The sequence below is a fragment of the Microvirga makkahensis genome (genome assembly GCF_009830105.1).
GTDB lineage: Bacteria > Pseudomonadota > Alphaproteobacteria > Rhizobiales > Beijerinckiaceae > Microvirga > Microvirga makkahensis.
On sequence record NZ_WURB01000004.1, the window covers coordinates 253,852 to 280,424 of the forward strand.

At 66.0% G+C, this 26,573-nt stretch carries 25 protein-coding genes; 10 read left to right on the forward strand and 15 right to left on the reverse strand.

What is annotated here, in order from left to right:
* Positions 1–14: 14 nt before the first annotated feature.
* The 4 genes from GR328_RS07770 to GR328_RS07785 all read right to left on the reverse strand — a co-directional run bounded on the left by GR328_RS07770 (position 15) and on the right by GR328_RS07785 (position 4,563).
* A complete protein-coding gene (locus tag GR328_RS07770; RefSeq protein WP_160883950.1) occupies positions 15–950 on the reverse strand; it encodes an oxygenase MpaB family protein in 936 nt (311 codons plus the stop codon).
* Between the two features lie 126 nt (positions 951–1,076).
* Positions 1,077–2,336 carry a L,D-transpeptidase family protein gene (locus GR328_RS07775; RefSeq protein WP_160883951.1) on the reverse strand — a complete coding sequence of 420 codons (1,260 nt, stop codon included), beginning with the start codon at positions 2,334–2,336 and terminating at the stop codon, positions 1,077–1,079.
* A 406-nt stretch (positions 2,337–2,742) separates the two neighbouring features.
* A complete protein-coding gene (locus GR328_RS07780; protein ID WP_160883952.1) occupies positions 2,743–3,696 on the reverse strand; it encodes an acetyl-CoA carboxylase carboxyltransferase subunit alpha in 954 nt (317 codons plus the stop codon).
* A 123-nt stretch (positions 3,697–3,819) separates the two neighbouring features.
* The gene (locus GR328_RS07785; protein ID WP_160883953.1) at positions 3,820–4,563 is read right to left on the reverse strand and encodes a class I SAM-dependent methyltransferase; all 744 of its coding nucleotides are present in this window, start codon (positions 4,561–4,563) and stop codon (positions 3,820–3,822) included.
* Positions 4,564–4,730: 167 nt separating this feature from the next.
* Between GR328_RS07785 and gloB the strand changes: the two genes are divergently transcribed.
* Positions 4,731–5,498 carry a hydroxyacylglutathione hydrolase gene (gene gloB / locus GR328_RS07790; protein ID WP_160883954.1) on the forward strand — a complete coding sequence of 256 codons (768 nt, stop codon included), beginning with the start codon at positions 4,731–4,733 and terminating at the stop codon, positions 5,496–5,498.
* Positions 5,499–5,524: 26 nt separating this feature from the next.
* Complete coding sequence (locus GR328_RS07795; RefSeq protein ID WP_160883955.1) at positions 5,525–6,283, forward strand: GNAT family N-acetyltransferase; 759 nt, start codon at positions 5,525–5,527, stop codon at positions 6,281–6,283.
* Here GR328_RS07795 and yddG read toward each other — a convergent pair.
* Complete coding sequence (gene yddG, locus GR328_RS07800; protein ID WP_160883956.1) at positions 6,261–7,136, reverse strand: aromatic amino acid exporter YddG; 876 nt, start codon at positions 7,134–7,136, stop codon at positions 6,261–6,263. The genes GR328_RS07795 and yddG overlap by 23 nt on opposite strands.
* Before the next feature lie 253 nt (positions 7,137–7,389).
* On the opposite strand from yddG, the gene GR328_RS07805 reads away from it, so the two are divergent.
* Entirely contained in the window at positions 7,390–8,148 is a 759-nt protein-coding gene (locus tag GR328_RS07805; RefSeq protein WP_160883957.1) for a class I SAM-dependent methyltransferase, read from the forward strand.
* 151 nt (positions 8,149–8,299) lie between these two features.
* On the opposite strand, the gene phbB is transcribed toward GR328_RS07805, so the two are convergent.
* Both phbB and GR328_RS07815 read right to left on the reverse strand, forming a co-directional pair.
* Positions 8,300–9,025 (reverse strand): acetoacetyl-CoA reductase, encoded by a 726-nt coding sequence (phbB, locus tag GR328_RS07810; RefSeq protein ID WP_160883958.1) that lies wholly within the window; start codon positions 9,023–9,025, stop codon positions 8,300–8,302.
* Between the two features lie 231 nt (positions 9,026–9,256).
* Entirely contained in the window at positions 9,257–10,435 is a 1,179-nt protein-coding gene (locus GR328_RS07815) for an acetyl-CoA C-acetyltransferase (RefSeq protein ID WP_160883959.1), read from the reverse strand.
* Positions 10,436–10,648: 213 nt separating this feature from the next.
* On the opposite strand from GR328_RS07815, the gene phaR reads away from it, so the two are divergent.
* Complete coding sequence (phaR, locus tag GR328_RS07820) at positions 10,649–11,224, forward strand: polyhydroxyalkanoate synthesis repressor PhaR (protein ID WP_160883960.1); 576 nt, start codon at positions 10,649–10,651, stop codon at positions 11,222–11,224.
* 110 nt (positions 11,225–11,334) lie between these two features.
* On the opposite strand, the gene GR328_RS07825 is transcribed toward phaR, so the two are convergent.
* From GR328_RS07825 to mtgA, 3 genes are all read right to left on the reverse strand, one after another.
* Complete coding sequence (locus GR328_RS07825) at positions 11,335–12,966, reverse strand: EAL domain-containing protein (protein WP_160883961.1); 1,632 nt, start codon at positions 12,964–12,966, stop codon at positions 11,335–11,337.
* A gap of 227 nt (positions 12,967–13,193) precedes the next feature.
* The gene (gene rpmF / locus GR328_RS07830; protein WP_027316271.1) at positions 13,194–13,379 is read right to left on the reverse strand and encodes a 50S ribosomal protein L32; all 186 of its coding nucleotides are present in this window, start codon (positions 13,377–13,379) and stop codon (positions 13,194–13,196) included.
* A gap of 143 nt (positions 13,380–13,522) precedes the next feature.
* A complete protein-coding gene (gene mtgA / locus GR328_RS07835) occupies positions 13,523–14,305 on the reverse strand; it encodes a monofunctional biosynthetic peptidoglycan transglycosylase (RefSeq protein WP_246215749.1) in 783 nt (260 codons plus the stop codon).
* On the opposite strand from mtgA, the gene GR328_RS07840 reads away from it, so the two are divergent.
* Positions 14,304–15,230 carry a polyprenyl synthetase family protein gene (locus GR328_RS07840; protein WP_160883962.1) on the forward strand — a complete coding sequence of 309 codons (927 nt, stop codon included), beginning with the start codon at positions 14,304–14,306 and terminating at the stop codon, positions 15,228–15,230. The genes mtgA and GR328_RS07840 overlap by 2 nt on opposite strands.
* 198 nt (positions 15,231–15,428) lie before the next feature.
* On the opposite strand, the gene GR328_RS07845 is transcribed toward GR328_RS07840, so the two are convergent.
* The 5 genes from GR328_RS07845 to GR328_RS07865 form a co-directional block, all read right to left on the reverse strand.
* The gene (locus tag GR328_RS07845; protein ID WP_160883963.1) at positions 15,429–16,337 is read right to left on the reverse strand and encodes a DMT family transporter; all 909 of its coding nucleotides are present in this window, start codon (positions 16,335–16,337) and stop codon (positions 15,429–15,431) included.
* A 132-nt stretch (positions 16,338–16,469) separates the two neighbouring features.
* Entirely contained in the window at positions 16,470–18,416 is a 1,947-nt protein-coding gene (locus GR328_RS07850) for a potassium transporter Kup (protein ID WP_160883964.1), read from the reverse strand.
* A 185-nt stretch (positions 18,417–18,601) separates the two neighbouring features.
* A complete protein-coding gene (ispG, locus tag GR328_RS07855) occupies positions 18,602–19,888 on the reverse strand; it encodes a flavodoxin-dependent (E)-4-hydroxy-3-methylbut-2-enyl-diphosphate synthase (RefSeq protein ID WP_205789812.1) in 1,287 nt (428 codons plus the stop codon).
* Positions 19,889–20,075: 187 nt separating this feature from the next.
* Positions 20,076–20,726: a class I SAM-dependent methyltransferase gene (locus GR328_RS07860; protein WP_160883966.1), complete on the reverse strand. Its 651-nt coding sequence runs from the start codon at positions 20,724–20,726 to the stop codon at positions 20,076–20,078.
* On the reverse strand, positions 20,723–21,871 hold the full coding sequence (locus tag GR328_RS07865) for a glycosyltransferase family 4 protein (protein WP_160883967.1): 1,149 nt from the start codon (positions 21,869–21,871) through the stop codon (positions 20,723–20,725). Before GR328_RS07865 ends, GR328_RS07860 begins: the two co-directional genes overlap by 4 nt.
* A 105-nt stretch (positions 21,872–21,976) precedes the next feature.
* Here GR328_RS07865 and GR328_RS07870 point away from each other — a divergent pair, with 105 nt between their 5' ends.
* The 5 genes from GR328_RS07870 (at position 21,977) to GR328_RS07890 (ending at position 26,572) form a co-directional block, all read left to right on the forward strand.
* Positions 21,977–22,306, forward strand: coding sequence for a SemiSWEET family sugar transporter (locus GR328_RS07870; RefSeq protein WP_160883968.1), 330 nt, complete (start codon positions 21,977–21,979; stop codon positions 22,304–22,306).
* 26 nt (positions 22,307–22,332) lie between these two features.
* A complete protein-coding gene (locus GR328_RS07875; RefSeq protein ID WP_160883969.1) occupies positions 22,333–23,511 on the forward strand; it encodes a DNA topoisomerase IB in 1,179 nt (392 codons plus the stop codon).
* A 281-nt stretch (positions 23,512–23,792) separates the two neighbouring features.
* Positions 23,793–24,143 (forward strand): hypothetical protein, encoded by a 351-nt coding sequence (locus GR328_RS07880; RefSeq protein ID WP_160883970.1) that lies wholly within the window; start codon positions 23,793–23,795, stop codon positions 24,141–24,143.
* Positions 24,144–24,187: 44 nt separating this feature from the next.
* Positions 24,188–25,066, forward strand: coding sequence for an MBL fold metallo-hydrolase (locus GR328_RS07885; RefSeq protein ID WP_160883971.1), 879 nt, complete (start codon positions 24,188–24,190; stop codon positions 25,064–25,066).
* A 69-nt stretch (positions 25,067–25,135) separates the two neighbouring features.
* Positions 25,136–26,572 (forward strand): cytochrome ubiquinol oxidase subunit I, encoded by a 1,437-nt coding sequence (locus tag GR328_RS07890; protein WP_160883972.1) that lies wholly within the window; start codon positions 25,136–25,138, stop codon positions 26,570–26,572.
* Position 26,573 lies beyond the last annotated feature (1 nt).

A 26,573-nucleotide genomic window follows, 5' to 3' on the forward strand; every position in this document is an offset into this window, starting at 1 on the left:
GAATGCACGATCTGCTATCGTGTGGAGCGATCCTGGCTCCGATAGAGATAGTCGTCCGGCAGCCTGAGGCGGCGGCAGGATTGCACGGCGGGGGATGACGGCAGGACGAGGCGGTCGCCCGCCTTGGCCGTGGCGCGGACGAAGGTGCGCTCGATCGGATTGACAATCCAGTCCGGTCCGAGACCAAGTCGTCTGCGGATCCAGGGCGGCAGAATCGCGATTGCGGCCTTGAGCAGCACTGTCTGCGCCGGCCGCGCCGGTGCCGGCAGGATCGGGGCCCGCTTCATGATCTCCAGGAACTCGAGCACGACGGGCGAGGGGACGAGCCTGCTCCTCATGGCCTCGAACAGCGCATCGAGCTCGGCTTGCGACGAAGGAGCTCCGACGGCTCCGTAGAGCCGCGCGATCGGGACGGATTCCACGAGCAGCGACGCGCGCTCCTCGCCGCTCAGGGGCCTCACATAGGCGTGGTAGGCCTCCGTGAAGCCGAAGCCGGCCGTCGCCTGAACCCAGTCGAGCAGCTCAGGGTCGTTCGCATGGTACGGTTCGCCCTCGCGCGTGTGTCCGGCCACGCGGTCGTGCCGCCGGACCACGCCCGCGATCATGGCCTGCGCCTTGCTGCGCGCGCCGTAGACCGTGACCATGGCGGCAAGGCCCGTCCGTTGCAGACGGGTGAGCGGATCCGTCCGGAAGCTGCTGTGCTGCCATATGCCGTCCCGCACGCGCGGCTCCCCGAATTCGAGCAGAACCGCCGCCACCCCGCCGACGAAAACGGAGACGGGATTCTTGAAGATTCGCCAGGAAACGGATTCCGGCGGCACCAGGGCGGCTTCAAAACGGGGAGTCGAAAAATCGAATGCCTGGACCGGCTGGAGGAGCGACCGGGCGAAGCTGTCGATCCGATGCAGCAGGGGGCTGGGAAGTGTGATGGGGGTTGAATCGTCGAGCACGGCAGGACCTCCCGCCGTCAATTCGCTCGGGAACCGGAAGTTGCCCGGTCAGTCCTTCGCAGACCCGAAACGCCAACAAAAAGCCCGCCGGAACGGCGGGCCTTCGGGATCTCGCTGTGGCGATCGTCAGTTCCTGACCTGGGCCACCTTCACGCCTGTCGAGGTCTCGACTCGTTTCTGCGTCTTGGCCGGGGGCCCGGCGGCTGCGGGAGCCGCGGCTGGTGCGGTCAGGACCGTCTCGGCAGGCTGCGACGAGACGCTGAAGAGATCGGCGACGTTGCCGAACATCTTCTTGTAGAAGGGGGTCTCCTCCGAGGCCGGCACTGAGGCGGCGGCCGCCGCCGGCTGGGTTGCCGCGATCCTGGGCTGCACGGCGTCGGCGGGCTCTTCCCTCATGGAGGCGAAGGCCAAGGCGGTCGACGGCGTCTCGATCGCCTCGCGGCCGCTGTCGTCGAGCGCGATCTGGCGCGGGCCGGAGGCGATGCCCTCGGTGCGGCTGACATAACCGAGCTTGCTGTCAGTCACGCCGGAGACGTTGGCGAGCGCCGTGCGGAAGGATTCGTGGGTGTCGCCGTCGTGATAGACGAGCTTGATCGGCTTCACGCCCTTGGCGACGAGCTCGGCCACTTTCTGCTCATCCTGAGCCTGCTTCTGCGCCACGGCCGAGGCCACCTCCGGACTGGCATTGAAATGGTAGCGCCGGTTGGCCACCGCCACCTGCACCTCTTCCTTCGTCACCTCGAAGGTATCGGCGCCTTCCTTCAGGTTCTTCCAGAACGCGATGTTCGGATCGAGCCGGTGCTTGGCCAGGTTCTCCGCCGTCATCCGGAACGGATAGGATTGGAACTGGAACGCGCGCTGGCCGCTGGCAAAAGCCTCGCGAGCGATCGCGTAGATCTCGGCGACGTTCTGGTCCGTCATGGCGAAGCAGCCACGGGAGGAACACGAGCCATGAACCATGATGTCCCCGCCGTTGCGGCCGAAGGAGCGGTCATAGGCGTTCGGGTAGCCGGTGTCGAACGATAGGTAATAGGCGGAATTTGGGTTCATCTGCGCCGGGGTGACCGTGTAGAAGCCTTCCGGCACCTGGCGATCGCCTTCACGGGTCTTGGGGCCGAGCTGGCCGGACCAGCGGCAGACGGGATAAGTCTTGAGCAGGGCGTACTTGCCGTCTGATCCGCGCTTCCAGATCTCCAGCTCCGATTCCTTCTTGTAGGCCCGGATCAGGATGGGATCGCTCTTGGACATGCCCTTGGTGGACATGAGCGCCATGGTGGCTGGCGGAATCGGTACAAGGTGGCGTGTGGAGCCTCGGGCGAGATTTTCGTCCTGGCAGGCAGCAAGCGCGAGCGCCAGGCTCGCGGCCAATGCGATACGCTTCAACATGGGGGACCCCGCATTTCTGATCTGCAGGCTCTATGCCCGACAGTTCCCCTTGATCCCTAAACCGTTAGCCTTAACTGCATCTTACTGCAAGCGGGGCTGTGACTGAGTCATGGTTAAAGCGAGGTAAATGCACCTCCCTGGAGGGAATTTATTGCTGGGCTTATTCTCCCGAAGAGGGATCTCTTCGGAGAAGGAAAAGCGGCAGGGCGGCAGGATTATTCCCCCTGGCGGGAAGAGGGAGGTAAGGGGAGCCTGGCCGGGTGAACGGTAGAGCCAGCTCCCTTCTCGCGATTGCCGGCCTTGTGCCGGTGGTAACGACGCGGAGAGCGCTGCGCCTTTCCGATCGGGATGGCCGGGACATGCCCGGCCATGACAGGGAAAGCCGCCGTGTTCTCCGGACGAGGCGCTAAAGCTTGCGGCCGATGTTGAGGAATTTCTCGGCCCGGTGGTCCCGAATCTCCGCGGGACCCATGTTGCCGAGGTCGTGGAGCGCCTCTTCGATGGCGTTGCCCGCGGCTTGGACGGCGGCCTCGGGGTCGCGGTGGGCGCCGCCCACCGGCTCGGTGACGATGCCGTCGATGATGCCGAGCCGCAGGAGATCCTGGGCGGTGATCTTCATGTTGGTGGCGGCGTCCTGGGCGCGGGCCGCGTCGCGCCAGAGAATCGAGGCCGCGCCTTCCGGCGAGATCACGCTGTAGATGGCATGCTCCATCATCAGCACCTTGTTGGCCGTGGCGATCGCAATCGCACCACCCGAGCCGCCTTCGCCGATGATGATCGACACGTTCGGCACGCCTAGGCCGAGCTGCATCTCGGTAGAGCGGGCGATGGCCTCGGCCTGGCCGCGCTCCTCCGCCTCAATGCCGGGATAGGCGCCGGCGGTGTCCACGAAGGAGAGCACCGGAAGGCCGAAGCGGTCGGCCATTTCCATCAGGCGCACGGCCTTGCGGTAGCCTTCGGGGCGCGCCATGCCGAAATTGTGCCGGATGCGGGTTTCCGTGTTGTGGCCCTTCTCCTGGCCCATCACGCAGACGGGCTGGCCCCGGAAGCGGCCGAAGCCCGCGACGATGGCCTCGTCCTCGGCGAACTTGCGGTCGCCGGAGAGCGGTGTGAACTCGGTGATCAGGCCGGCGCAGTAATCGACGAAATGGGGCCGCTGCGGATGGCGCGCGACCAGGGTTTTCTGCCAGGGGGTGAGCTTGGAATACAGATCCTTCAGGGCGTCCGCCGCCTTGGCTTCCAGACGCGAGACGTCCTCCGTGATGGAGACGGCGTCCCGGTTCTCGCCAAGGGCGCGGAGCTCTTCGACCTTCGCCTCGAGCTCGGCGACGGGCTTTTCAAAATCGAGATAACTGCGCATCAGACTCTATGGAAAATGAAGGCCAGGGTGACCGAACAGCCTCGCCGATGGGGGCGGACACTGGCGAGTTAGGGCTCTCAAGTCAAGTTGGGGCCGGTCTTACTCCCCCAAAACCCGGCAAAATCAAGGAGGCGTTCCGATCCTCGATGCCGTCGCCGGTACGAAAACCGGGACCGTGCGGCGGGAGCGGCGCACGGCCATGACCGTGCCGGGGCGGTAGAGCTGCTTGGTCGCCTCCACGATGTGAAGCCCCGCGAAGGGCAGGGAAAATCCCGATCCGATGCTCTCCCAGGCCTGCGCCGTGCCGAGCACGAGCCGGCTGGCGAGGGGTGGAACGTAGAGGGTCTCCGCCCATCCCTCCGGCGAGAACCAGGTCTGCCGCATGAGACTCTTGAGCTGCGAGCGGCTGTAGGGCTGACCGTAGCCGAAGGGGGTGGTGTCCATCCGCGCCCACAGGCCCCGCCGGTTCGGAGCCACCATGATGATGCGGCCGCCCGGCGTGAGGATGCGCCAGATCTCGTGGAGGAGCTCGCTCGGGCTCTCCACCGTCTCGAGGGCGTGCACCACGAGCACCCGGTCGATGGAGGCCTCCGGAAGGGGCATCGTCAGCGGGTCCACGAGGGCCGAGGCGGAAACTCCGGTGCTCGGCCAGTTCACCACGCCCTGGCTTGCGGGCATGAAGGCGATCGTCCGCTCGGCCTCCGTTCTGGCGGTCGAGAGATAGGGCGGCGCATAGCCGAGGCCGAGTACGCGCAGGCCCGTCAGCGGGCCCCAGAAGCGGTCGATGGCCCGGCCCACATAGCGGCGCGTCACGGCCCCGAGGGGGCTCGCGTAGAAGCTGCGCAGATCGGTGATGTCGATGCTCATGGCCTCGTCAGGATGTCTTTCGATCCATGCGGACAACGCATGGTGATGGACCGGGATCGGGTTTGGCCCGCGGATCGTTCATGGGTAAAAGTGGGTCCACTTTTCCGCATGATGCGCTAGTTGACTGTTCCATGATCGCTCCCGGAGCATCAAGACAAGGTTCCGCGATGTCAGCCCAGATTCACGCCTTTCTCTGCCTGCAGGACAATATCGGTGTCCTGATCCACGATCCCAAGACGGGCGAGTGCGCCGCCATCGATGCGCCGGAGGAGGGGCCGATCCTCGCGGCCCTGGCCGAGAGGGGCTGGCGCCTCACGGATATCCTCGTCACCCATCGTCACAGCGATCACGTGCAGGCCGTCGAGGGCCTGAAGAGGCGCACCGGTTGCCGCGTCGTCGCACCCGCCAAGGCGCGCGAGGCGGTGCCGGGCGCCGATCTCTGGGTGGGCGAGGGCGACGGGGTGCTGGTGGGCACGCTCCAGGCGCAGGTCCTCGAGACGCCGGGCCATTGCGCGGATCACGTCTCGTACTGGTTCGACGAGAATCGCGTGCTGTTTGCCGGGGATACGCTCTTCACTCTCGGCTGCGGGCGCATGTTCGAGGGCACCTATGCCGACTTCTGGCGCACGCTGCAGCGTCTGGCGGCCCTGCCTGACGAGACGAGTGTCTATTGCGGCCACGACTACACGCTCTCGAACGCGCGCTTCGCGCTGGCGGCCGATCCGGACAACGCCGCGCTGAAGGATCGGGCCGGGCAGGCCGAGCAGGCCAAGGCCGAAGGGCGCTTTCTGGTGCCGACCACGATCGGCGCGGAAAGGATGACGAACCCCTTCCTGCGGGCCGGGGAGCCTGCGCTTGCGAAAACCGTTCATAAGGAGGGCGCTGCGCCCGTGGAGGTCTTCCAAGCCTTGCGGGAATGGAAGAACAGGTTCTGATGCGGGATGGCGGGAGCGCAGGTCTCATGAGCGACAACAGCCTCATCATCGGACTCGAAAGCCGGCTTCTGAATGCCTGGCCCTCGTTCGAGTATCAGGCTTATGAAGGCTGGATTCTGCGTCTTGCCAACGGCTATTCGAAGCGCGCCAATTCCGCGACGCCCTTTCTGCCGGATGCGCCTCTCGACGAGGAACTGATCGACTACATGATCGCCCGCTTCGTCGAGGCGAATGTGCGTCCCACCTTCCGGCTGAACGGGCTTGAGGCGGCGGATGCCGACGAGCGGCTCAGACTGCGCGGCTTCAAGGAGATCGAGCCGACGCACGTTCTCGTGGCATCGATCAGGAGGGAGGATTGCGAGCGCGATCCGGAGATCGAGCTACAGCCCCGCGCCAAGAAGAACTGGGTACGCGAGGCAACGGCTTCCTATGGCGGCGACAAGGCCGACGATGAGACCCTGATGCAGATCGTCTCCCGCATCCGGCAGACGGCGGCCTTCGCCACGCTCAGCCTCGACGAGAAGCCTGTGGCCTGGGGGCTGGGCGTCGTGGAGCGGGGCTATGTCGGGCTCTACGATATCGTCGTCGCGCCCGATCTGCGCGGAATCGGGCTCGGGCGCCGCGTCGTCTCGAGCCTCATGGCCTGGGGCTGCCAGGAAGGCGCGCACAGCGCCTATCTCCAGGTGCGCGAGGAGAACGAGGTCGCGCGCTCCCTTTACGGAGCGCTCGGATTCGCAACCGCCTACCGCTACACCCACCGGGTCATGCCCGGGCGGTCCGTCTAGGCGTCAGCGTCGCCACCAGGGCGCCTGCGACGATGAGGCCGCAGGAGAGCGCGAGCGTCAGGGTCGGCTCCGCATAGCCGGCAAGGACGAGCAGGAGCGTCGAGAGGACGGGCGTCGCGTAGGATGCGACCCCGAGAAGGCGGATGTCGCCGCGCTTCATGCCGATGTCCCACACATAGAAGGCTCCGCCCACCGGCCCCAGGCCCAGGGCCAGCACGGCCAGCCATTGGGTCGTCGTCTCCGGCCATACGGTGGTCTCGAAGGCGAGGTGGCAGACCCAGCTCAGCAGGGCCGTCATCAGGCAGAAGCCCGCCACCGCGTCGGTCGGCACCTGTCCGAAACGCCGCGAGAGCACGGAATAGCCGCCCCACACGAAGGCCGCGACGAAGGCGCAGGCATAGCCGGGCAGATACTCGGTCCGCGCGTCGAAGGCGCCGCGCCCGGCAATCAGCACGATGACGCCCGTAAAGCCCAGAAGCGCACCCACGAGATGGGCGCGCCGCAGATGCTCGCCCGGCAGGAACGAGGAGAACAGCACGATGAGGAGCGGCCAGAGATAGTTGATCAGGCCCGATTCCGCCGGCGGCGCCAGGCGAAGCGCCGCGAAATAGAGTGCATGATAGCCGAACAGGCCGCCGATCCCGAGTGCCCACACCACCGGCTTCTGCCGCAAGGCCTTGACGGCGTTGGGCCGGGCGACCCAGCTTCCCATGCCCACGAGCCCGCCGACGAGGAAGGTCATCGCGTTGAGCTGGAAGGGGGGAATCGTGCCCGTTGCCGCCGTGAACAGGGCGAGCAGGGACCAGAGCAGGATGGCAATGAGGCCGATGGTGGTGGCGGTGCGCGTCGTCATGATGCCCGCCACTAGAGCATCGGGGCCAAAAGTGGAACCCGCATTTGTGATTTATCCGATGCCCACGTTTTCAACTGCGCATCGGCGGTTGCGACCGCACGTCCACATTGGCGAAGGCCGGAGCTACCTGTAAGCACAATGAAGAGCCTCTGCCGATCGAGCAGGGTATGCGTACAGTCGCGAGAGGTCTGATCGGGGGGCCGCTGAAAAGGAGCTTGGCAGTGAATCGAGGATCCACTAGAGCCCGGCTGTCATGACCCATTCAGCGAATTACGATTTCGTAATTTCCATGGCCCGGCTCCTTGCCCAGAGTGAGAACCCCCGCGTTCTCGACTTCGGGTGCGGCCGCGGGGCTATCGTCGATCTCGGTCTTTCGCAGGGACTCGATATTTTTGGCGTGGATACTTTCGATGGAATCTACACGCGCTGGTATGAGCGACTGCCAGAACGACTGAAAGGTCGGATCAGCCGAATTGACGGTTCTCTGCCATATGAGACGGCCAGCTTCGATGTGGTGGTCGCAAACCAGGTCCTCGAGCACATTTCGGAGCCTGCAACCGTTCTTCCGGAAATCCGCCGCGTCTTGAAGCCGGGTGGGGTCTTCATGGCTCTCTTCCCGGTCAAAGAGACTTGGTACGAAGGGCATGCTGGCGTCTATTTCGCTCACCGCCTTCAGCATCACCCTTGGCTCCTGCGGCGGTATCTGCGGCTGGCCCACAGGCTCGGGCTTGGTCTCTACCGGCATGGGAAGGATTCCACGGCCTGGTCGGAACACCTTGCCCGTACGATCGAGACGGCCTGCTATTATCATCGTCGCACGGATATCGTGGCGATGCTGACCAAGACTTTCGGCAGCGTCCCGCGCTCATTGGCCTCGGAATATGTCGGCTACCGCCTCGGGAGCCATATCCCGGGATGGATCCCAAGATCCGTTCAGGACCTGTTGTTCCGCGCTGTAGCTCATGCGAGAGTGGGCGTCATTCTCGCTGTAACAGTTCCCTCCGAGGATTGAGCCGCAGCCGTCTTCCTGCGGCATGGCGCTCTTGACTGCGCGATCCGGGACGCCGGCACTGAGGCCGCTGCAATCGTTCGAGAATGCAGCGGCGCTCGCCGATGGTGTAGCCGATGCCGCGGGCGCCACCCGTGATGAGAGCACCCTTGTCTCACGCCATGTACTGGCCGCCGTTGAGGCTCAAGGTCGATCCGGTCACGAAGCCCGCCTCGTCGCTCGCGAGAAACAGCACGCCACGCGCGATCTCCTCCGCCTCGCCGAGACGGCCGACGGGAATGAGGGGCAGGATCTTGGATTTCAGGACCTCCTCCGGCACGGCCTTCACCATCTCGGTGGCGATGTAGCCGGGGGCGATCACGTTGACGGTGACGCCCTTGTTGGCGTTTTCGAGGGCCAGCGCCTTCGCGAAGCCGATCACGCCGGCCTTCGCGGCGGAATAGTTCGTCTGTCCCATCTGACCCTTCTGGCCGTTGATGGAGGAGATGATGATGATGCGCCCGAAGCTGCGTTCGCGCATGCCTTCGATCACGGGGCGCGTGCAGGTGAACATGGAATCGAGATTGGTGCGGATCACGGCGGACCACTGATCGAAGGTCATCTTGTGGAACATGCCGTCGCGGGTGATGCCCGCGTTGTTGACCAGGATGTCGACGGGGCCGAGTTCGGCCTCCACCGCCCGGATGCCCGTTTCGCAGGCGGCCGGATCGGACACGTCGAATTTGAACACGGGGATGTCCGTCTCGGACTTGAACCTGTTCGCCGCCTCGTCGTTGCCGGCATAATTCGCCGCAACCCTGTATCCGGCCTGCTTCAAGGCCGTCGAGATCGCGGCGCCGATGCCGCGAGTGCCTCCGGTGACCAATGCAACGCGCGCCATGCTTTTTCCTTCCTCAAGCCGTTCCTGTGCGGATTTCTGCGAATCCTTGATGCGGTGGGTCCGTTCCTCCACCATCAGCTTAATACATGTGGCGCGGCCTGGCACGGTGTAGGTCCGACATTTCCCGTAAGCCTTCCGAGACATACGAAAACGGCTTGCGCTTCACTGAAAGCGCAAGCCGCCCTTGACTGTTTGGGCGGCGCCGGAGCGCCGCCGGTCGGAACGTCCTTCCTACCGCTCAAGGCACATGGCGACGCCCATGCCGCCGCCGATGCAGAGGGTGGCGAGGCCCTTCTTGGCGTTGCGGCGGCCCATTTCGTGCAGCAGGGTCACCAGGACGCGCGCGCCGGAGGCGCCGATCGGGTGCCCGATGGCGATGGCGCCGCCGTTCACGTTCACGATGGAGGGGTCCCAGCCCATGTCCTTGTTGACCGCGAGAGCCTGGGCCGCGAAGGCTTCGTTGGCTTCCACGAGTTCGAGGTCGGACACCTTCCAGCCGGCTTTCTCGAGAGCCTTGCGGGAGGCCGGGATCGGGCCCGTGCCCATGATGGCCGGGTCGACGCCGGCGGTGGACCAGGAGGCGATGCGGGCGAGCGGCGTCAGGCCGCGCTTCTGCGCTTCCGCTTCGGTCATGAGCACGACGGCGGCCGCGCCGTCATTGATGCCCGACGCGTTGCCCGCGGTCACCGTGCCGTCCTTCGAGAAGGCGGGCCTCAGCTTGGCGAGCGCCTCGACGGTGGTGCCGGCGCGGATGTACTCGTCCTGCTCCACCACGATGTCGCCCTTGCGGCTGGCGATGGTGACGGGCGTGATCTCGTCCTTGAAGCGGCCTTCCTTCTGCGCGGCCTCGGCCTTGTTCTGGGAGGCCGTGGCGAAAAGATCCTGCTCCTCGCGGGTCAGCTGCCAGCGCTGGGCCACGTTCTCGGCGGTGTTGCCCATGTGATAGCCGTGGAAGGCGTCCATAAGGCCGTCCTTGAGCATCGTGTCCATGAGCTTGAAATCGCCCATCTTCGTGCCCGAGCGCATATGCGCGGCATGGGGAGCGAGCGACATGGATTCCTGGCCGCCCGCCACGATGATGCCCGCATCGCCGTTGGCGATCTGCTGCAGGCCGATGGCCACCGTGCGCAGGCCCGAGCCGCAGAGCTGGTTGAGCCCCCAGGCGGTCTTCTCCTGCGGGATCCCCGCGGCCATCGCAGCCTGACGGGCCGGGTTCTGGCCCTGGCCTGCGGTCAGGATCTGGCCGAGGATCACCTCGTCCACTTCCGCGGCCTCGACCCTGGCGCGTTCGAGGGCGGCCTTGATGGCGACGGCGCCCAGCTCGTGGGCCGGGGTATTGGCGAAGGCGCCGTTGAAGGAGCCGACCGGCGTGCGCGCGGCGCCGACGATGACGATGCTGTCCTGGGCCATTCCTCACTCCTGTGACTGGATGCTCAAAAAGATAGGGCTGGTTCGATCAAAGCCCCAGACGGTGCGATGTCAAGGACAGGATAGAGCAACTCAGTCATGCGGACCTTAGACTTTTGGCGCTTTGATCGTGGGGCATAAGGCTTATAATCAGAGCAAGCCGCTGATCTTCGCGGGAAACCCGGCCACCGGTCTGCAGGAGCGTATTGGGTCCACATGGCGACGGAAAAAAAGCCGACGATCATCAAGAAATATGCCAACCGCCGCCTCTATCACACCGGCACCTCCGCCTATGTGACCCTGGAAGATCTCGCCGGCATGGTTCGCCAGGGCGAGGATTTCGTGGTCTACGACGCCAAGTCGGGCGAGGACATCACCCGCACGGTGCTGGCCCAGATCATCTTCGAGCAGGAGAACAAGGAGGGGCAGAACCTTCTGCCCGTCACGGTGCTGCGCCAGCTCATCCGCTTCTACGGCGACAGCATGCAGGCCCTGGTGCCGAGCTATCTGGAGTTCTCCATGAACAACCTGTCCCAGGAGCAGCAGAAGCTCCGGGAGCAGATGGCCCAGGCCTTCGGCCCGGGAGCCTTCCAGGCCATGGAGGAGCAGGTGCGCAAGAACATGAGCTTCTTCACCGAGGCCATGCGCATGTTCTCGCCGTTTCCGCCGGGCGGTGCGGGGATGCCCGCACCGAAAGCGCCCCCGCAGGCCGACGAGGCGGACGACCTCGACGCCCTCAAGCGTCAGATGGCCGAGATGCAGGCCAAGCTCGACAAGCTGGCGGAGAAGTAATCCTCGTCCATCCCGCTCGTCAGGGCAGCGCTTGTCCCAGCCCGCGTCCGGCAGGCACGGCGCTTCGCGTCATCGGGATCACCGGCGCGGAGCCGTGGATGACGCATGGGTTAGCCCCTGGCTTTCTTCAGCATCCCTCGGAGGCTCTGCGACGGCAGGACGGCTTCCGGCTCGCCGAACAGGGTTCCTTCCAGATAATCGGCGCCCCAGGCGGAGAGCAGGCGCGCGGTCGCCTCGTCGTCGACCCATTCGGCGGCGACGGCGATGCCTAAGTTCTGCGCCCGGTCCACGAGGGCGCGCACGAAAAGCCGGTCCTCGGTCGAGCGCTTCAGGGGCTGGATGAGGACGCCGTCCACCTTCAGCATGTCGAAAGGCATGTGGGCCAGGCTCGGGAGCGGCACATGGCCCAGGCCGAAGCCCGAGAGCGACAGGCCGATGCCGATGGCCTTCATGGCGTGAAGGCGCCCGACGAGCGTTCCGTCCTTGGCCAGGGCCGCCTCCGGAACCTCGATCACGAGGCGCGACTCGATGCCGGGCCGCGCTCCCAGATGGGCAGCCAACATCGGCAGCCATTCCGCATCCTTCAGGGTCGCGGGCGCGACCGGCAGGGCGAGGCGCTCCTGGGGATGACCCGCGAGGTGCTCCGCCGCCAGCTCCAGCATGCGCCCGTCCACGAGCAGGCTCAGGTTGGCGTCGTCCAGGGCCGGGATCGCGCCGAGAGGGATCATTCGCCCGTCGGGACCGGCCAGGGCCGCCATGGCCTGCTTCAGAACGGGGCCGCGGCTGTGGGCGTCCACCACCGGCGCGCAGGCCAGGGTCAGGCTCCGGTCGTTGAGGGCGCCGACCACGTCGAAGGAGGCCTTTTCGAGCCTTGCGGACCGGGAGGCCGGGCGGGAATCGTAGAGGACGAAGGGCTCAGAGCCTGCCTGAGCCGCTTCCAGGGCCTGCTCGGCGAGGCGCAGCAGCTTGGTGGCCTTGAAGGTGTGGTCCGGCGCGCAGGCGGCCGCGAGGGTCAGAGTGCCGGAGCAGTTCGTCAGGAGCCCCGCCGCCCGCCTCATGGCGTCCGGAGCCTCGATGGCCGGGCAGCCGATCAGGGTGAGGGTGAAGCGGCTCGGGCTCAACGCACCGAAATGGTCCTGCCGCCGCATCATGGGACGCAGCTTGCGGGCGATCACGTCCAGGGCGTCCGCGTCGTCCCCTTCCAGCGCTCCCACAATCAGGGTGCAGGTCTGGGAGACGCGGAGCGCTTCGTTGACGCTGTTCTGGATCTGCACGAGCAGGCCCGAGCGGGCTTGGATCCGCGCGGGGAGGCAGTCCTGCGGGGCAAAGCCCGCATCGGCCCGCAGCAGGCCGCGCACGAAGGCGGGACGCCCCTGGCTGTCCGGCTGCCAGCGGCCCGTATCCTCGACGACCAGCACCTGATCGGGTCCGAGGCGGAGGACATAGCGGGTTTCGAAGCTGCGATTCGAGCCGGACCGCGCGGCCATGGCCTCGCTGCGGCCGGTGCCGCTTCCGGGTTCGACGAGCTGGAAAAAGGCTTTGCCCGTGCGCGGCAGGTCCCGGGCCTGGAGTCCCAGGAGCGCGGCGGCATTGGGGCTCCAGGTCAGGGCATCGGACACGACGTCCCAGGAATAGGCGGCCCCGGAATGCGCAAGGGGGGAGGCTCCGACGCCTTGGCGCCGGCGTGACGTCCGGGGTGTTCCCTCAAAGATCCCCGCCCGGCCCGGCCGCTTCGTCGCCATTGCCCAATCCTCACGATACCCAATACACGCCGGGGCAGGAAAAGGCTGCGCCCGTCCCCGTTCAAACCGAAGTCTCAAGGATCGGGCTTCAGCCTTAATGAACCCTAAAAAACGGATGAGAAATCAGAGGCTTTGGGGCAGGGGTCCGAGGATGGGGCCTGGGGATTGCGGGCATAAAAAAACCGGCGCATCGCGCGCCGGCTTTTTATTCGCATGCCGCGTTCGGGTTACGCGTCCGCCTTCACCTTCAGGACCTGACGGCCGCGGTACATGCCGGTCTTCAGGTCGATATGGTGAGGACGGCGAAGCTCGCCGGAATCCTTGTCCTCGATGTAGGTCGGGGCCTTCAAGGCATCGGCGGAGCGACGCATGCCACGCCGCGAGGGCGACGTTTTTCTCTTAGGAACGGCCATTTCTCGTCTCCGGTCAAAAAGCGGAGCGCCCGCTCAACCGGGGAACGCTCACATCTCAAACTTGATGAGGTTGCGCCTCATACAAGGTCTTGGAGGAAATATCTAGCCCCTTCCGCTTCGAAAAGGCTCTTCGTGGTCGCAGGTCACGGCTTCAGGCAGGCGCTGTAGGGGGCGGCTCGCACCATCCGCGCCTGAAGCTGCCCAGCCAGGGCCCTGAGGCGCGAGCTGGGGCGGGCTGGGTTGCGCCTGAGCGGGTTGGGCAGCGCCCGGGCGAGCAGGGCCGCTTCCCGGCGCGTCAGGTTCTTGGCGGATTTGCGGAAGTACTTGCGGGCCGCAGCCTCGGCCCCGAAGATCCCTTCGCCCCATTCGGCCACGTTGAGGTAGATTTCCATCATCTGCCGCTTGGACCAGATCAGGTCGAGGTAGAGCGCGACCGGGATCTCCAGTCCCTTCCTGACATAGGAGCGGCTCGGCCAGAGGAAGAGGTTCTTGGCCACCTGCATGGGAATGGTCGAGGCCCCCCGGGCGGGCCCGTCCTCGTCGGCCTCCTCCACCACCTCCCGGATTGCCTCCCAATCCACCCCGTGATGCTCGCAGAACCGGCTGTCCTCCGAGGTCATGACCGCCAGAGGCAGGTGAGGGGAGATCTCGTCGAGGGAGACATAAGTCCGCTCGGCGCTCTGGAGGGTGAGCCAGCGGCCGAGCATCAGGGTGGAGACGGGCGGCACGACCCAGTACGAAAGCCCTAGCCAAACGACGGCCCCGACCCATAAGAGAATGAGGCCAAGGCCGACCTGGACGAGGCGGCGGAAAAATCGGGCGGCCGTCAGGGGCCGTGCCGGCCGCAGCGTCCAGCCCCGGCCCGTTCGTCCATTATCACTCTCCTCGGAGGGAGCGGTTGCCCCTTCCGCATTCGGGCTCATCATGACGCCATCCACCAGCACTTTCAGCGCGCGGCTCAACCAGACCGCGAAGCTTGTCGAAGCCACTCTCGAAGCCTTGCTAGCAGACAATGCCCGCCACGGCGAGGCTGCGCGGCCTGCCCGGCTGATGGCGGCCATGCGGCATGCGGCCCTCGGGGGCGGCAAGCGCCTGCGGCCTTTTCTCACCATCGAGGCGGCGCGCCTCTTCGGGTCGGAAGGTCAGGGGGCCCTGCGGGCGGGCTCGGCCGTCGAGCTGCTTCACTGCTATTCCCTCGTCCACGACGATCTCCCGTCCATGGACGACGACGACCTGCGCCGCGGCCGCCCGACGGTGCACAGGGCCTATGACGAGGCCACGGCGATCCTCGCAGGCGACGCGCTTCAGACCCTGGCCTTCGAGGTGCTGGCCAGTCCTGAGACCGATGCCGATCCGGCTTTGCGCTCCGATCTCGTGCTGGGCCTCGCCCGGGCCTCGGGACTCGGCGGCATGGTCGGGGGGCAGATGCTCGATCTCTCGGCGGAGGGCCGCTACGGCTCGGTCGCCATGGACGAGGCCGAGATTCGTCGGCTTCAGATGATGAAGACAGGGGCGATCCTCACCTTCTCGGTGGAGGCCGGCGCGATTCTGGGCCGGGCCGATGCGAGCGCGCGCCGGAGCGTCGTAGAATACGGGCGCGCCCTGGGCGCAGCCTTTCAGGTCGCCGACGACATTCTCGACAGGGAGGCTTCCGCCGAGGCGCTCGGCAAGCGCACGGGCAAGGACCGGGAGAAAGGCAAGGCCACCCTGGTCGATCTGCTCGGGCTCGAGGGCGCGAAGCGCGAGTGCGGTCGGCTCGTGGAGCAGGCGGACGCCGCGCTCGCCGGATTCGGCGAGAAGGCGCAGATCCTGCGCGAGGCGGTGCGTTTCGTGGTCGAGCGCGAGGTTTGAGGCAGGTCAGTCTCCTGTTCCTTCTCCCACCTCGGCATCATCGGCTCTGTGCCGGTGGCCGCGATCATGTGAAATGCCGCGCATTCCCGACCGGGATGGCCGAGCTGATTCCCGGATCAGTTCCGAGGACGGCCATGACGGAACAGGTAACGGCCATGGAGAAGGAGAGAAGGGGCGTCAGCCGATCCCGGATCGACCTCAGGCGCTCGCCGACTGACGGCTCTTGATCCGGCGCGGCAGCTTCATCTCGCTGACGATGACGCCCGCGATGATCAGCGCCGCTCCGACAAGGGCTGCGGCGGGCAGGCGCTCGCCGACCATGCGCCCGACGATTCCCGCCCAGACCGGCTCGCCCGCATAGATCAGAGTGGCGCGGGTCGGGGAGACCGTCCGCTGCGCCCAGTTCATGGCGAGCTGAATCCCGGCGCTCGCAAGGCCGAGGCCCGCGCCGCTGAGGACGAGAAGCCATGATGGTTCCGGCAGCGGCTCTCCGAGGGGCGCCATGAGGCCGAAGGCGAGAACCGACGTGACGGCGAGCTGCACCACGGTGACGCGGCGAGCGTCCACCTTTCCGGCAAAGCCGCCGATGAGGATGATCTCGGCCGAGATGGCGACGGCGCTCAGAAGCGTGAGCAGCTCCCCGGGTCCGAACCCGACGGCGGTACCGTCGGGGCCCGCGAGGAGCGCGAGGCCCACGAAGGCGAAGGCGATGCCGGTCCAGGCCATGACGCCCGGCGGCTTCTTGAGAACGAGCCATTGCAGCAGCGGCACGAAGGGCACGTAGAGCGCCGTGATGAAGGCCGATTTGCTGCTGGGGATGTATTGCAGGCCGTAGGTCTGGAGCGTGTAGCCGAAAAAGATCGCGGTGCCGATCATCACGCCCGCCTTCATCTCCAGCCAGGTCAGTCCGCGCAGCACGGGCGCCGCGACAAGCGCCATGGCGAGGGCCGCCGTTCCGAAGCGAAGCCCCACGAAGAACAGCGGACCGCTGACGCTCAGCGCATTCTGGACGACGAGGAAGGTCGCGCCCCAGATCATCGTGACGGCGATCAGCACGGCCTCGCTGCGGCTGAGGCTGAAAGGGGACGCGGATGGGGTGGCGTTCAAGACGGGCTCCTCGACGGGACGTGCGTCGTTAGGAGCAATCACGGCTCCGGTCAAGGATAGGTGCCCCGCGGGGCTGCCGGCGCTTTCGGGCCGGCAGGTGGCGCAGCCGCAGGAACCGTAGGGCTGTGAGGCTCAGACGGTGACCTGCGTGCCCACCTCCACGACGCGCCCCGTGGGAATCTGGAAGAAGTCCGTCGCATCGTTCGCGGATTTCGCGAGGCCGATGAACAGCTTGTCCTGCCAGAGGGGCATGCCGGACTGGCTGGCGGGGCGGATCGAGCGCCGCGAGAGGAAGAACGACGTCGCCATGATGTCGAACTTGAAGCCCTGCTTGCGCAGGATCGCAAGGCCGCGCGGAATGTTGGGCGTTTCCATGTAGCCGTAGCTCAGGCGGATGCGCCAGAACGAGTCCCCCACATGCTCGATGGCGACGCGGTCCTCGTCCTCCATGCGGGGGACATCGGCGCCGTTGACGGTCAGGATCACGTTTTTCTCGTGCAGCACCTTGTTGTGCTTGAGGTTGTGCAGAAGCGCGGCCGGCGCGGTATCGGGGTCGCTGGTGAGAAACACGGCAGTGCCCTTCACCCGGTGGGGCGGGCTCTTCTCGAGCATCTGCACCAGTTCGAGCAGGGGCACGTCGATCTTGCGGGTCTTCTCGAACAGGATTCGGGTTCCCTTCACCCAGGTAAACATGATCACGAAGAACACGCTGGCGATGATCAGCGGCACGTAGCCGCCGTCCAGGAGCTTGACGAGGTTCGACGACAGGAAGGTGAGGTCGATGAGCAGCAGGGGCACCATGACGATGGCTGTCTTCACCGGTCCCCATCCCCAGCTTCGGCTTATTACCAAGCAGGCGAGCAGGGTCGTCACCACCATGGTGCCGAAGACCGCGATGCCGTAGGCGCTGGCGAGACTGCTGGAGGAGCCGAAAAGCAGCACGAGGCTGACCACGGCGCCCAGGAGAAGCCAGTTCACGCGGGGCAGATAGATCTGCCCCTGGTGGGTTTCCGAGGTGAAGCGGACTTCCAGGCGCGGCAGGAGGCCCAGCTGCACGGCCTGCCGGGTCAGCGAATAGGCCCCCGTGATCACGGCCTGGCTCGCCACGATGGTCGCGATCGTCGCGAGGATCACCAGCGGCAGGAGCAGCCAGGGCGGGGCGAGCAGGAAGAACGGGTTCCTGATGGTTTCGGGATTCGACAGGACGAGGGCGCCCTGTCCGAGATAGTTCAGAGCCAGGGCCGGAAACACGACGGTGCCCCAGGCCATGCGGATCGGCTTCCGTCCGAAATGGCCGAGATCCGCATAGAGCGCCTCGGCCCCCGTGACGGCGAGACAGACGCTGCCGAGGATCGCGAAGGCCGTTCCCGGATGTGTGACCAGGAATGATACGCCGTAATAGGGGTTGAACGAGAGCAGGACCTCCCAATCGTCCGCGATATGGAACAGGCCCAGGGCCGCCATGGTGAGGAACCATAGCAGAGTGAGCGGGCCGAAAAGCGCCGCGACCTTCCCGGTGCCGCGGCTCTGCACGGCGAACAGGGCGATGAGGATCAACAGCGCACCCGGCAGAACGTAGCTCTCGAAGGCGGGCGCGACGAGCTTCAGGCCTTCCAGCGCCGAGAGTACGGAGATCGCCGGAGTGATCGCGGCGTCGCCGTAGAACAGGGCGGCCCCCGCCATGCCCATCATGAGGACAGGCAGGCTTCGCCGGCCGAGGGCGCGCTGCGCGAGCGCCACCAGGGTCAGCGAACCGCCTTCGCCCTTGTTGTCCGCGCGCAGCAGGAGAACGACGTATTTGACCGTGACCGTGAGGATCAGAGCCCAGATCAGCAGCGACAGGATGCTGATCACCAATTCGCGGTTCAGCGGAACCGGGGTGCCGTGATGGCCGCCTGTGGCGGCCATCACCGTCTCGCGCATGGCATAAAGCGGGCTGGTGCCGATGTCGCCATAGACGACGCCGATGGCGCCGAGGGTGAGGGTCCAGAAACTCGCCTTGTGGTGGCTCTCCGGGAGGGTAGCCTCAGGGACTGCGGAATCCGCATGTCCGGGGGCGACAGCGTGCTGTTCTGCCATGTGTGCTTATCTTCGCGGACGTGCTCGCGGACGGCCCTTGTTGAATGACTCTGCGAACGACGAAGGGCGGCCCCTTCTCAAAAAAGCGCAGCGGCCGTCATTGCCGGCGCGGCGCGCTCTCTAGCACATCGCGCCTGAGCTTAAAACGGAATTCCACTCGATGTTCCCTGGTTACGTCCGCCGCCTCACTCGGCGGCGTCGCGCCCGTGTTGTCCATAGGTCTTCTCGATGTAATCGAGCACGATCTTCTGGAAGTCCTGCGCCAGGGTCGGGCCGCGCAGGGTCATTGCCTTCTTCCCGTCGATGAAGACGGGCGCCGCCGGCTGTTCGCCGGTGCCCGGCAGCGAGATGCCAATATTCGCATGCTTCGATTCGCCGGGACCGTTCACGATGCAGCCCATCACGGCCACGTTGAGATTCTCGACGCCGGGATAGGTGCGGCGCCATTCGGACATGGAGGTCGATATCCAGCTCTGGATGTCCCGTGCCAGCTCCTGGAAGACGGAGGAGGTGGTGCGTCCGCAGCCCGGGCAGGCGGCGACGAGCGGCACGAAGGTGCGGAAGCCCATGGTCTGGAGCAGTTCCTGCGCGGTCTTCACCTCGAGAGTCCGGTCCCCGCCGGGTTCGGGCGTGAGCGAGTAGCGGATCGTGTCGCCGATGCCCTGCTGCAGCAGGATGCCGATGGCAGCCGAGGAGGCGACGATGCCCTTCGTTCCCATGCCGGCCTCGGTGAGGCCCAGATGAATGGCGTAGTCGGACCGGCGGGCGAGCTCCTGGTAGACGGCGATCAGGTCCTGCACGGCGGAAACCTTAGCCGAGAGGATGATGCGGTCCTTCCCCAGGCCGATCTCCTCCGCGCGGGCGGCGGAGAGGAGGGCGGACTGGATCATGGCCTCGCGGGTCACCCAGCGCATGTCGCGCGGCGATGCGGAGGCCGCGTTCTCGTTCATGAGATGGGTGAGGAGCTCCTGGTCGAGCGAGCCCCAGTTGGCGCCGATGCGCACCGCCTTGCCGTACTTGATCGCCATCTCGACGATGGCTGCGAACTGGCGGTCCTTCTTCTCCTTGAAGCCGACATTGCCCGGGTTGATGCGGTACTTGGCGAGGGCTTCCGCGCAGGCCGGATGGTCGGCGAGAAGCTGATGGCCGATATAGTGAAAATCGCCGACGAGGGGGACGTCCACCCCGAGCCGGTCGAGCCTCTCGCGGATCTTCGGCACCGCGGCTGCGGCCTCATCCCGGTCGACTGTGATGCGCACGAGTTCCGAGCCGGCGCGGGCGAGGGCCGCCACCTGGGCCACGGTGGAGTCCACATCCGCCGTGTCCGTGTTGGTCATGGATTGAACCACGATCGGCGCCCCGCCGCCGACCATGACGGAGCCGACCCGGACCCCCACCGTGCGATGGCGCGGAGCGGGCCCTGCGAGGCTCCCGTCAAGGGAGGTTTCGGGAGAGGGGGACATCAAAGACATGCTGTGATCCATGGCGGCCAGTGAGTTGAGGGCCGTCGCCGTTTAGCTGATGCCAAAAGCCTCCTCCGTCAAGCGCGGCATGCTCGACAGGCCGGAAGCGGCGGTCTTGCCTGCCAGGGGCGAGGCGCCCGCATCGATCCGGCCACGGGTCCTGCCTAACCGGCGCCGCATCGAGGGTAGGGCAATCTTATTCTTGGCGAAATTCAAAGACACTCGACTTCTTGATCTCGGCATCCTCGAGGGTTCGCGTCACCGGCACCTCGTAGCTCGCGAGCCGGCCGAGACGCTCCTTGGGAAGGTAGCTGCGCCCGGGATCGCCGATGAGGACCCTGGCCCCGCGCCGGCTGAGGCCGAACAGCCAGTCCGTCACCCGGGCGGCGAGATCCCGCTCGTAGCAGATGTCGCCCGCCAGAACCGTATCCCATCCCTGGTCCTGCCCGACGAGGTCGGCCTGGAGGGGCATGACCGTGACCCCGTTCACCTCGGCATTCAGCGCAATGGCGGCGATGGCGAAGCTGTCGATGTCGCAGGCGGTGACCTCGGCGGCGCCCGCCTTCATGGCCGCGATGGCCACGAGGCCCGAGCCCGACGCGAAATCGAGAACGCGCCGTCCGCGCACGGTCTCGGGATGATCGAGGATGTAGCGGGCGAGCGCCTGGCCTCCCGCCCAGGCGAAGGCCCAGAAGGGCGGCGGCAGGCCGATCTCCCCCAGCTCCTCCTCGGTGCGCTGCCACAGCTCCGTCGCCTCGTCGGCCACGTGCAGGACGAGCTCCGGCGCATGGGGCACCGGCAGGAGCCGCGTCTCGGCGAGAATGAAGGCTTCCGGGTCGGTGATCATGAGCTCAGCATGGAGGCGTACAGCCGTTCGACGCCCTCTCTTACATCCCGTTCCGTGAAGCCGTCGAGAACCCGGGCGCGGGCCGCTGCGCCCATGCGCGCCAGGCGCTCCGGGTCACGGGCGAGGGACAGGAGCGCCTCCGCGAGGGCGGGGGCATCGCCGGGCGGCACGAGGAGCCCCTCCACGTCGTCGCGGACGAGGGTGCGGCAGCCGGGAACGTCGGTGGTGACGATGGCGCGGCCGCAGGCCGCCGCCTCCAGGAGCGTTCGCGGCAGGCCCTCTCCGCCGCGGGAGGGAAGGCAGGCCACATGATGTTCGCGCCAGACGGCGGCGACGTCCCGGGTCGCCCCATGCCAGGAAATTCCGGATTCCGCGCCCCAGGCTCTCAGGGTCTCTTCCGGAACGGCTTTCGGGTTCGACGGGTCGGGCGCTCCATAGAGGGAGAGCTCGATGTCCGCTCCTTTCGCCCGGGCCCCGCGGACGGCCTCGACGGCGAGATCGACCCCTTTCGACCAGAGCATGCGCGCGACGAGCGCAACCTTCAGCGGCGGCTGCACAGGCAGGGGAGAGGGAACCAGGGCTTCCGGATCGATGCCGGCGCCGCCGACGATGGTGACCTTCGGTCCCGCCGGGTCGAGGCCGAGGAGCTTCGGATCGTCCGAGTTCTCGAAGAGATAGTGGGTTTTCGGGGTCTCCAGGCTGCGAACCAGGAGCCGCACGGCGCGCTGCGAAAGGCGCCCGATCCGGTCCGTCCGGGCGCCCAGGAAGCCGAGGCCGGTGAGGGCATAGACCCGGCGGCCGAGTCCCGCGAGGGTGGCGGCGAAGCCTCCGACCAGGATGCTCCTGAGGGCGATGCAATGGACGATGTCGGCCTTCTCGTCCTTCAGGATCGCGGCGAGTTGACCCGCCGCATAGCCGGCCGTCATGGGATTGATGCTGCGCCGCTCGGCTTGAAGCGGGATCACCCGCGCGCCGGTGGCCTCGATGGCCTCCCTGTGCGCGCGCACGCGAGTGACGACGGCCACCTCGAGCCCCAATTCGCGCGCGGCGCGGGCCATGGGGAGGAAATGGGAGGCGAAGAACCAGTCCTCGGTGACGACGAAGACGAGCTTGCGGCCTGAGAGGTCGGGACGATCGGACGGCAAGGGAAACCTTGGGTGAGACGGACGTCTCGTTCTAACGGTCTCGATCCGCCGAGGGAACCACCCATTTCTCCCGCCCGTTGCATTCGGCCTGGAAAGGAGGCGTGAATGAGCGAGTGGTTGCCGACGATCCTGGCGACGGTTGCGGGGATTCTGTCCACGGCGAGCTTCGTCCCGCAGGTGCTGAAAGCATGGCGGGAACGCGATACGGCGGCGATCTCGAAGCGCATGTACCTGGTGACGGTGAGCGCCTTCACGCTCTGGTCGATCTACGGATTCCTGATCGGCGCCATGCCGCTCATCATCTTCAACCTGCTGAGCTTGGGCCTGAGCGGCGCCATCCTGTTCCTGAAGATCCGCAACGACCGTCGGGAGGCGCGGGCCGACAAGTCTGCCGCAGGCCTGCGGAAGGAACCGCGCATGGCACAGCCCGGTTGATCCTCTGCTTCAAGGCAAGGCGAGACATGCTGCTGGACCCACAATCCTCCACCGACTCCGTCGTCGATCCGCGCGATGCCGCCGAAACGGCGGGGCTCGTCTATGTCTCCGACGAGGAGCCCGGCATCCGCCGCAAGAAATCGGGCAAGGGTTTCACCTATCTGGGCCCCGACGGGAAGAAGGTGGACGATCAGGCCACCCTCGACAGGATCAGGTCGCTCGCCATCCCGCCCGCCTATACCGACGTGTGGATCTGCCCCTGGGAAAACGGCCATATCCAGGCCACGGGCCGCGACGTGAAGGGGCGCAAGCAGTACCGCTATCATCCCGCGTTCCGCGAGGTCCGCGAGAGCACCAAATACGAGCGCATGCTCGAATTCGCCAAGGGCCTTCCCGCCATCCGCAGGACCATCGGCGAGCACATGAGCCAGCGCGGCCTGCCCCGCGAAAAGGTGCTGGCCACGGTGGTTCATCTTCTCGAGAACACGCTGATCCGCGTCGGCAACGAGGATTACGCGAAGCAGAACAAGAGCTATGGCTTAACGACCCTGCGCGACCCGCATGTAAAGGTGGACGGCAGCGAGCTGCGCTTCCAGTTCAAGGGCAAGAGCGGCAAGACCTGGAAGCTGCAGGTGAAGGACCGCCGCGTCGCCAGGATCGTGAAAGCCTGCCAGGACCTGCCGGGGCAGGATCTGTTCCAGTATCTCGACGACGAGGGCGAGCGCCAGTCGATCACGTCCTCCGACGTGAACGCCTATCTCAAGGAGATCACGGGACGCGACATCACCGCCAAGGATTTCCGCACATGGGCCGGCACCGTGCTCGCGGCCATGGCGCTCGCCGAGTTCGAGCAGTTCGACAGCGAGGCCAAGGCGAAGAAGAATATCCGCGCTGCCATCGAGCGGGTCGCCGCCCGCCTCGGCAATACGCCCACCATCTGCCGCAAGTGCTATGTGCATCCGGAAGTATTCAACTGCTATCTCGAAGGCAGCCTGCTTCTGGAGATCAAGGAGGAGATCGAAGCCGAGCTGCGCGAGGATCTATTTACGCTCCGGCCCGAAGAGGCGGCGGTGCTGAGCCTGCTGCAGGAGCGGCTTTCCCGCGAAGCCCAAGAGCAGGCGGACAAGCAGGCGGACAAGCCGGCAAAGAGCCGTCGTTCATCGAGGGATCGAAAGCAGGCCAGGGGCCGGCCCGAAGCGGCTTAGACAATCCGGCTTATCTCGCGCTCTCCCCATCTGCGCATCTTGGCCGGGCTCGTCCCGGCCATCTCGACAGGAAAGGCGCGCTCGACGGATCGGGATCACCGGCCCAAGGCCGGTGATGACGTGAGGAGGCCTCAACGCTGAGGATGGACACGGCGCGGAAAGAGACGGCGCATGCCGGGGACCGATGTTCGCCCAGGCCCGATCTTGACCCGAATCATCCCGCGTGTTCCATCACGCACACCGCGCCGAGGATCGAGCCGAGGGCCGATATGAGCAGTTGGATGAAAGCGCTCGCCGTTCTCGCGACGATCCTCATCGGATCGGCATCGGCCGTCGCGCAGGAGGCGAGCTGGGTCGAGGTGAAGTGCACCCGCTATAAGAAGGCCTGGGGCGAGGCCCTCGCACGCACGAAGGCAAAGGAGCTGGGGCGGGAGTTTCTCGATCGGCATGAAGCCTTTCTGGCATCCGGATGCACGGCCAGGGCCGACGTCTGCCCTCGCTCCGAGGAGGAGCTGGCGCTTGCCAACATGATGGTCGTAGCCGCCATGAATGCGGGAACGGCAAGCACATTCCCGCCTTTCGCGTGCCTCAGGTCGGGGACGGGATCCTCCGCATCTCGAACATTTTCCTGATCTGGGGCGTTAGGGTCTCGCCCATCTCTTCGGCGAGGCTTCTCATGCGCATTCACCACCTCAATTGCGGCTGCATGTGCCCGGTGGGAGGAAGGTTCTGGGACGGGGTGAGCCGCGGGATCACCGGGCAGCTCGTGTGTCATTGCCTGCTGGTCGAAACCGACCGGAACGGGCTGGTGCTCGTCGATACCGGCTTCGGCTCGCGCGACGTGGAGGATCCCTATGGGCGGATCAGCCCCCTGTTCCTTCATGTGAACCGGATCCGGCTCGAGCATCGCTACACGGCCCTGGAGCAGGTAAAGAGCCTGGGCTTCTCGCCCCGCGACGTGCGCCACATCGTCCTGACTCATCTCGATTTCGACCACGCAGGCGGGCTGGAGGATTTCCCCGGGGCCACGGTTCACGTGCTGCGCGCCGAGGCGGAGGAAGCGGAGGTGCGCCAAGGCTTCATCCATCAGCGGCGCTACCGCCCCGAGCAATGGGATGAGGTGCGCGACTGGCGCTTCTACGATCCGTCCGGGGAGAGCTGGTTCGGCTTCAGTTTCGTGCGTGATCTCGAAGGCTTGCCGCCCGAGATCCTGATGGTTCCGCTGCCCGGCCACACGATGGGACATGCAGGCATTGCCATCGACACCCCGGAGGGATGGCTCCTCAATGCGGGCGATGCGTATTTCCATCGGCATGAAATGGACGAGGAGCCGTCCTGCACGCCGGGATTGCTCGCCTATCAGCGGATGATGGAGGAAAACCGGAGCATGCGCCTTCGCAATCAAGACCGGCTGCGGGCGCTGGCGAACGACCCGTCCGGCAACGTGCGGATTTTCTGCAGCCACGACCCGGTCGAACTCGAGGCCCTGCAGCGCCTCAGCACCGGCTGGCGGCCGCTTCGCTCAGATTATGTTCCGAGCCGGCACTACTCATAACGCCACGGCCTCTGGTTTCATGCCGCCCGCGCCCTAAAAGCCAGGGCAGGACCTTAAAAGGGACGCGGTATGGAACTCGATGCCCTGATGCTGTCACGCATCCAGTTTGCGTTTACGGTCGCATTCCACATCATCTTTCCGGCCTTTACCATCGGTCTTGCGAGCTGGCTCGCCGCGCTGGAATTCAACTGGCTCCGCACGGGCAATCCGCTCTATCGCAATCTCTTCCGCTTCTGGGTCAAGGTCTTCGCCGTGTCCTTCGGCCTCGGCGTCGTCTCGGGCATCGTCATGAGCTATCAGTTCGGCACGAACTGGTCCCGCTTCTCCGAGTTCACAGGCAACGTCCTGGGGCCGATCATCGCCTACGAGGTGGTCACGGCCTTCTTCCTGGAGGCGGCCTTTCTCGGCATCATGCTGTTCGGCTGGGAGAGGGTGGGCGACCGTCTCCACTTCTTCGCGACCTGCATGGTGGCCCTGGGCACGCTCATTTCCGCCTTCTGGATCCTCTCCGCCAATTCCTGGATGCAGACGCCGGACGGCTTTGCCATCGAGAACGGCAAGGCGGTGCCGGTCGACTGGTTCAAGGCCGTCTTCAATCCGTCCTTCCCCTTGCGCTATGCCCACATGGTGCTGGGCTGCTACATCACCACAGCCTTCGCGGTGGCCGGCATGTCCGCCTGGATGCTCCTGCGCCATCCGCACGATGCGCCGGAGGCGAAACTCGCGGCCTCGCGCCGCTCCCTGTCGATGGCCCTGTGGTTCGCCGCCATCTTCGTGCCGGTCCAGATCGTGATCGGCGACCTGCATGGCCTGGGCGTTCTCAAGTATCAGCCCACCAAGCTCGCGGCGATCGAGGGCAACTGGGAGCGCATGTCGAACATGCCGCTTCGTCTCTTCGCCATTCCCGACGAGGTGGCGGAAACGAACCATTACGAGATCGGCATCCCGAAGATCGGCAGTTGGGTTCTCACCCACGCATTCGACGGGGAGGTGCCCGGACTCAAGGAGGTGCCGCGCGAGGACCGCCCGCCCGTGTGGCCGGTGTTCTTCTCCTTCCGCATCATGGTGGGCTTGGGCTTCGCGATGCTCGGCATCGGATTGTGGAGCCTGTATCTGCGCTGGAAGGGGACGCTCTTCGCCAACCGGACGTTCCTCACCGCCACGATGCTGATGACGCCGTCGGGGTTCGGGGCGGTGCTCTTCGGCTGGTTCACGGCCGAAATCGGCCGCCAGCCCTTCGTGGTCTACGGGCATCTGCGCACGGCCGACGCCGTATCACCGGTAGCGGCGGGCGCGGTCGCGACGTCGCTCGCCATCTTCCTTGTCGTCTATGCCTTCGTCTTCGGGTTCGGCTCCTACTATCTCGCGAAGCTCCTGCGGCGCGGGCCCGATCCCATCGAGGACATCCGCGGCGACGATCTCGGCAAGAAGCCGAAGCGTCCGTTCTCCGTGCCGGACGAGGGCGTCGAAGGCAAGCCCGGCCACCAAGCGCAACCCGCGGAATAGG